The following is a 5,994-nucleotide window of genomic DNA, read 5'->3' as shown; positions in this document are numbered from 1 at the left end:
GCGCGGTGGGTCGAGGTGGACCCGAAGGCCTTCCAGGGCACCGTGAAGGAGTGGCCGGAGCGCGAGGACATCACGCTGCCGATCGAAGAGCACCTCATCGTGGAGCTGTACTCCAAGTAACGGGCGTTGGGACGCCCCTTGGAGGAGCTGCGGAGGGTGGATACCTTGAGGGAACGCAACTGGGAAGAGTTGATCCGACCGAAGGGCATCGAGGTGGAGGAGGCCACGCTCACCGATCGGTATGGCCGGTTCACGGCCGAACCGTTGGAGCGGGGGTTTGGCACCACGCTGGGCAATGCCCTTCGCCGAGTGCTTCTTTCGAGCCTCCAGGGCGCCGCGATCTGCCAGGTGCACTTCGAGGGGGTGCCCCATGAGTTCAGCACGATCCCCGGGGTGAAGGAGGACGTGACCGACCTCATCCTGAACCTGAAAGAGGTGCGGTTCCGCGCCCACACCGACAAGCCCAAGCGCATCCGGCTCAAGCGCACCGGACCGGGCGAGGTGAAGGCCGGCGACCTGGAGGTGGGCAGCACCCTGGAGGTGCTCAATCCCGACCACCGGATCGCCACCCTCTCCGAGGGGGCCACCATCGAGGCCGAGATGGTGGTGAAGGTGGGCAAGGGGTACGTGACCGCCGACCGGATGCGCGACGAGGACATGCCCATCGGTTGGATCGCGATGGACGCGGTCTTCAGCCCCATCGAGAAGGTGAACTTCCGGGTGGAGCAAGCCCGGGTGGGGCAGCGCACCGACTACGACCGGCTGATCCTGGAGATCTGGACCGACGGCAGCGTGACCCCGGCCGACGCGCTGGGGTATGCGGCCAAGATCCTGAAGGAGCAGGTGCAGGTCTTTATCAACTTCGATGAGGATGAGAAGCCCGAAGCCCGTCCGGTGAGCGCTGTGGAGGGCACGGGGGAGCGCTACGAGTACAACCCGAACCTGGACCGTAAGGTGAGCGAACTGGAGCTCTCGGTTCGGGCGGCCAACTGCCTGAAGGCCGCGAACATCCGCTACATCGGGGAGCTCGTGCAGAAGACCGACGCCGAGATGCTCAAAACGAAGAACTTCGGCCGGAAGTCCCTGAACGAGATCAAGGACGTGCTGGCCACGATGAACCTGCACCTGGGCATGGAGATCCCCGGCTGGACCCCTCCGGAGGAGGGGGCCCCGGAAGAGGAAGCCTGAGCCTACGAGAAGAAGGGGTTAGAGATGCGTCATCGCAAAGCGGGTCGGAAGCTGGGACGGTCGACCGCCCATCGAAAGGCGATGCTCCGGAACTTGGTGACCTCCCTGTTCGAGCACGGCCGGGTGAAGACCACCGACGCCAAGGCCAAGGAGGCGCGGCGGGTCGCGGAGAAGCTGATCACCCTGGCCGGGGAGGGAACGCTCCACGCCCGGCGCCAGGCGCTGGCGTACGTGCGCGGGCGCGACGCGGTGGCTCGGCTCTTCGAGGAGATCGCGCCCCGGTACAAGGACCGCCCGGGCGGGTACACCCGGATCGTGAAGCTCGGGTACCGCCGGGGCGACAACGCGCCGGTGAGCCTTCTGGAACTGGTGGACGGGCCGTTCGCCGGAGACGAGGCCCAGGAAGAAGAGGCCGAGGCTGGAGCGGAGTAGGCCGGCCGGAACCGAACGACCGCGGGAACCAGGAAAGGGCAGGCCCGAGGGCCTGCCCTTTTTGTGCTCAGTCGCCGCCGTCCTTGCGGAACCCCTGGATCGCGGCGTAGATCCCCGCCACCTCCTCCCGCAGTCCGGGGTCCAGGTCGTAGGGGCTCACCCCCTTGCGGTCCGCGTCCCGGATGGAGTCCCGGAGGCTGAGGTGGCCCAGCACCGGCATGGGGGCGACCCCGCGGGCGATGACCTCCCGGTCCTCCTCGTCCCGGACCTTGTTCCCCACCACGAGCACCTCCTTGACGCCCAGGTCCGTGGCGAGCCGCCGGATCTGGTGGGCCGTCTGGATGGCCCTCTGGCCGGGTTCCACCACCACGACGAAGGCGTCCATGCTCTCGGTGCTCCCCCGGGCCAGGTGCTCGAGGCCGGCCTCCATGTCCACGATCACCGTCTCGCCGCGGCCCACCATGAGGTGGCGCATGAGCACCCGAAGGAGGGTGCTCTCGGGGCACAGACACCCGCCCCCGCCCTTCGGTACGGTGCCCAGGGTGAGGAGCCGCACCCCGTTGTGCTCCAGGCAGAACCGGTCCGGAATGTCGTCCACCTTGGGATTGAGCTTGAACATGCCCCCCATGGTTCCGGGCTGGGCGCCGGTGCGCTCGGCCACCAGGTCCTTCATGGCGGCGAGGGGCTGGATCTCGGCGAGCCGTTCGGGGGGCACGCCCACGGCCGAGGGCAGGTTGGAGTCGGGGTCGGCGTCGATGGCGAGCACCGTCTGCCCCTGGTCCGCGAGGAACCGGGCCAGACAGCCGGCCAAGGTTGTTTTCCCCACCCCCCCTTTTCCGCTGATCGCGATTTTCATGTCGGAACCTCCGTGGCGGGGTCGTCCCCGCGGTGGGTCGTTTCGGTCTCCCCCGGAAGGGCGCGGCGCCGGGCGGGGGCACGGATCGGTTGATAACACCGGGGGGGAAAGCGTGTCAAAGCGCCGGGTGGCGGCGCTGCTTTACCCACGAGACGCCCCGCTGCTAGACTCGCGCCTCTTGCGCGGCGCGGGGGCACGGGCACGGCCGGGAGGCGACGGTGGAGCGCCAGGGAATCTGGGTGGGGGTCGATCTCGGGGGCAGCAACCTCCGGATCGCTGCCTTGGACCGTTCGATGCGGGTCCGCAAACGGTGGCGGAGATCCGGGGGAGACTGGACCTACGAGGAGCTGCTTCGGGCCATCGCCGAGGGGGTTGCTCAGGTCGCCCCGGGGCCGGGGGCCGCGGCGGGGGTGGGGATCGGGGTGCCCGGCCTCGTCGACCCGGACCGGGGGCGGGTGGCCGTGGCGCCCAACCTCCCAGCGCTCAACGGCCGCGAGGTCGGCGGCGACCTTTGCCGGGCGCTAGGGTTGCCCGTGCGGGTGGAAAACGATGTGAACGCGATTGCCGTGGGCGAGTGGGCCAAGGGGGCGGGCCGGGGGGCCCGGGCGCTCCTGGTGATGACCCTCGGCACGGGGGTCGGGGGGGGACTGATCCTTGACGGGGCCCTGTACCGGGGCCCCGACGGCACGGCGGGGGAGGTGGGGCACATGCCGCTTCGCCCCGGCGGGCCGCGCTGCCGGTGCGGGGCCCGGGGCTGCCTGGAGGTGTACGCCTCGGCCACGGCGGTGGTGGCGGCCGCCCGCGCGGCCGGCGTCCCAACGGAGGGAGGGGCCGCGGCCGTCGCCGGGGCCGCCCGGGCCGGGGACCCGAGGGCGCGGAAGGTGTTCGCCCGGGCCGGGGCGGCCGTGGGCGTCGCGGCGGCCGGACTCGTGAACCTCCTCAATCTGGACCGGATGGTGATCGGGGGCGGGCTCGCCGGGGCCTGGGATCTGATCGAGCCCCACGCCCGGAGAGAACTAAGACGGCGGGCGTTTTCGCGTCCGCTGGAGCGGTTCCGGTGGGCCGCCTCCCTGTTGGGAGACGATGCCGGGGTGGTGGGGGCGGCCATCCTCGCGAAGGAGAACATGGGCGCATGACGCCGCAGGAACGCATCCGCAATTTCAGCATCATCGCGCACGTGGATCACGGCAAGAGCACGCTCGCGGACCGCCTGATGGAACGGACCGGGGCCGTGACCGAGCGGGAGGCCCGCGACCAGATGCTCGACACCCTGGAGATCGAGCGGGAGCGGGGTATCACCGTAAAGGCCCAGACCGTGCGCCTCACCTACCGGGCCGCCGACGGCCAGGACTACGTGCTGAACCTGATCGATACGCCGGGACACGTGGACTTCTCCTACGAGGTGTCCCGGAGCCTCGCGGCCTGCGAGGGCGCCATCCTGGTGGTGGACGCGAGCCAAGGGGTGGAGGCCCAGACTCTCGCCAACGTTTACCTGGCGGTGGAAAACGACCTCGAGATCGTACCGGTTCTGAACAAGATCGATCTCGACCGGGCCCGGCCCGACGAGGTGAAGGCCGAGATCGAGGAGATCATCGGCCTCGACGCGAGCGACGCGGTGCTCGCAAGCGCCAAACAGGGGATTGGCACCGAGGAGGTGCTGGAAGCCATCGTGCGCCGGATCCCTCCGCCGAAGGGCGACCCCGAGGCGCCCTTGCGGGCCCTCATCTTCGATTCCTGGTACGACGCCTACCAGGGGGTCGTGGCCCTGGTGCGGGTGGTGGACGGGGCCGTGCGGCGCGGCGGAAGGATCCGGTTCATGGCCACGGGCCGGGAGTTCGAGGTGCAGCGGGTGGGGGTGTTCCTGCCCCGTCCCCAGGAGGTTCCGGAGCTGGGGACCGGGGAGGTGGGGTTCGTGATCGCCGGGGTGAAGGAGGTTCGCGAGGTCAAGATCGGCGACACGATCACGGCCGCGGAGCGGCCGGCCGCCGAGGCCCTGCCGGGGTTCCAGGAGGTCCGCCCCATGGTGTTCAGCGGCCTCTACCCCCAGGACCCGGCCGACTACGACGCCCTGCGGGACGCCCTGGAGAAGCTCAGGTTGAACGACGCGAGCTTTCGGTTCGAACCGGAGGTGAGCCAGGCCCTGGGCTTTGGGTTCCGGTGCGGGTTTTTGGGGCTCCTGCACATGGAGATCGTGCAGGAGAGACTGGAGCGGGAGTTCGGGCTCGATCTCATCACCACGGCCCCCACGGTTCGGTTCCGGGCGGTCAAAACCGACGGCACGGTCGTGGAGGTCGAAAACCCGGCGAGCCTGCCGCCGGCGAACCTGCTCGCCCGCATCGAGGAGCCGTTCGTGGTGGCCACGATCCACGTGCCCGACGAGTACGTGGGTGACGTGATGAAGCTGTGCATCGACCGCCGGGGCATCCAGCGCAATCTCCTCTACCACGGCCGCAGCCGGGTGCAGCTCGAGTTCGAGCTTCCCCTCGGGGAGATCGTGCTCGATTTTTACGACCGGCTGAAAACCGTGTCCCGGGGATACGCGTCGCTGGACTACGAGTTCCTGGAGTACCGGCCGTCCGATCTGGTGAAGCTCGACATCCTCGTGAACGGCGAGCCGGTGGACGCGCTGAGCGTGATCGTGCACCGGGACAAGGCCTACCACCGGGGTAGCGAGCTCACCCGGAAGATGAAGGAGTTGATCCCCCGCCAGCTCTTCGAGGTGAGCATCCAGGCGGCCATCGGCTCCCGGGTGATCGCACGGACCAACGTGAAGCCGCTGCGGAAGAACGTCACGGCCAAGTGCTACGGCGGCGACATCACCCGGAAGCGAAAGCTCTTGGAGAAGCAAAAGGAAGGAAAGAAGCGCATGAAGCAGGTGGGTCGGGTGGAGATTCCCCAGGAGGCGTTCCTGGCGATCCTCAAGGTGGGTGACGAATGAGCGCGGCCGAGTGGACCGAACGAAAAAGAAAAGCATACTTGTGGGGAGGGACAGCCCTTGTCAGCGGGGGGCTGATCTTTTCTCTACTGAACTTTATGCTTCGGGTGCCTCAATATCAAAAGCTCAGTCCGGTATTGCTGTTATTCTTTATTGCAGCTGGGTTCGTTTTATTGGGGTATGCTGTTGACCACTGGAAGGAGCCATGTTCAAGGGCGGAGGAGATTTTTTCAAAGTATTATCTAGTGTGGTGTGGCCTTGCTATTGGTTTGGCCTGGTTTTTGTCGGGGGGTGATAGTGGTGCTGTGTTTCGATCGGTGGGAGGCGGGCGCAGGGGGGGGACCGTTCTCTATTTTTTGGGAGCGATTCTTGCCGTCTGCGCACTGAAATATCTGCCGCAGCAGGAAAGAGGCGACTCTTGGGAGAAGATTCCAGAATATGCCGAGGCCCTGGTCGTGGCGATCCTGCTGGCCGTCGCGATCCGGGGTGCCGTGGTCCAGGCCTTCAAGATCCCCTCGGGGTCCATGCTCCCGACGCTCCAGATCGGGGACCACCTCCTGGTGAACAAGTTCCTCTACGGCAT

The 5,994-nt window shown here is 67.7% G+C and carries 5 protein-coding genes and 2 pseudogenes; 6 read left to right on the top strand and 1 reads right to left on the bottom strand.

Annotation, left to right across the window (positions count from 1 at the left end; translation table 11 throughout):
* From rpsD to rplQ, 3 genes and pseudogenes are all read left to right on the top strand, one after another.
* Positions 1–120 (top strand): annotated as a pseudogene (gene rpsD / locus ACY0I8_RS15405) (30S ribosomal protein S4); the annotation flags it as partial.
* A gap of 36 nt (positions 121–156) precedes the next feature.
* On the top strand, positions 157–1,188 hold the full coding sequence (locus ACY0I8_RS15400; protein ID WP_459942772.1) for a DNA-directed RNA polymerase subunit alpha: 1,032 nt from the start codon (positions 157–159) through the stop codon (positions 1,186–1,188).
* A gap of 24 nt (positions 1,189–1,212) precedes the next feature.
* Positions 1,213–1,651 (top strand): annotated as a pseudogene (gene rplQ, locus ACY0I8_RS15395) (50S ribosomal protein L17); the annotation flags it as partial.
* A 36-nt stretch (positions 1,652–1,687) separates the two neighbouring features.
* Here the strand turns inward: rplQ and ACY0I8_RS15390 are convergent.
* Entirely contained in the window at positions 1,688–2,476 is a 789-nt protein-coding gene (locus ACY0I8_RS15390; protein ID WP_459942774.1) for an ATP-binding protein, read from the bottom strand.
* A 218-nt stretch (positions 2,477–2,694) separates the two neighbouring features.
* On the opposite strand from ACY0I8_RS15390, the gene ACY0I8_RS15385 reads away from it, so the two are divergent.
* The 3 genes from ACY0I8_RS15385 to ACY0I8_RS15375 all read left to right on the top strand — a co-directional run.
* Positions 2,695–3,612 carry an ROK family protein gene (locus ACY0I8_RS15385; protein WP_459942775.1) on the top strand — a complete coding sequence of 306 codons (918 nt, stop codon included), beginning with the start codon at positions 2,695–2,697 and terminating at the stop codon, positions 3,610–3,612.
* Positions 3,609–5,414, top strand: a complete 1,806-nt coding sequence (lepA, locus tag ACY0I8_RS15380) for a translation elongation factor 4 (RefSeq protein WP_461395441.1) — start codon at positions 3,609–3,611, stop codon at positions 5,412–5,414. The genes ACY0I8_RS15385 and lepA overlap by 4 nt, the downstream gene beginning before the upstream one ends.
* Before the next feature lie 389 nt (positions 5,415–5,803).
* A partial coding sequence (locus ACY0I8_RS15375; protein WP_461395442.1) for a S26 family signal peptidase occupies positions 5,804–5,994 on the top strand: 191 nt, incomplete at its 3' end.

Source organism: Deferrisoma sp. (genome assembly GCF_054681715.1).
The sequence above is the reverse complement of the archived record's forward strand: the minus strand, read 5'-3'. Positions and strand labels throughout refer to the sequence as shown.

Coding starts and splice junctions, on each gene's coding strand:
- ACY0I8_RS15390 (WP_459942774.1), bottom strand. CDS start 2,476: ATGAAAATCGCGATCAGCGGAAAAGGGGGGGTGGGGAAAACAACCTTG.
- lepA (WP_461395441.1), top strand. CDS start 3,609: ATGACGCCGCAGGAACGCATCCGCAATTTCAGCATCATCGCGCACGTG.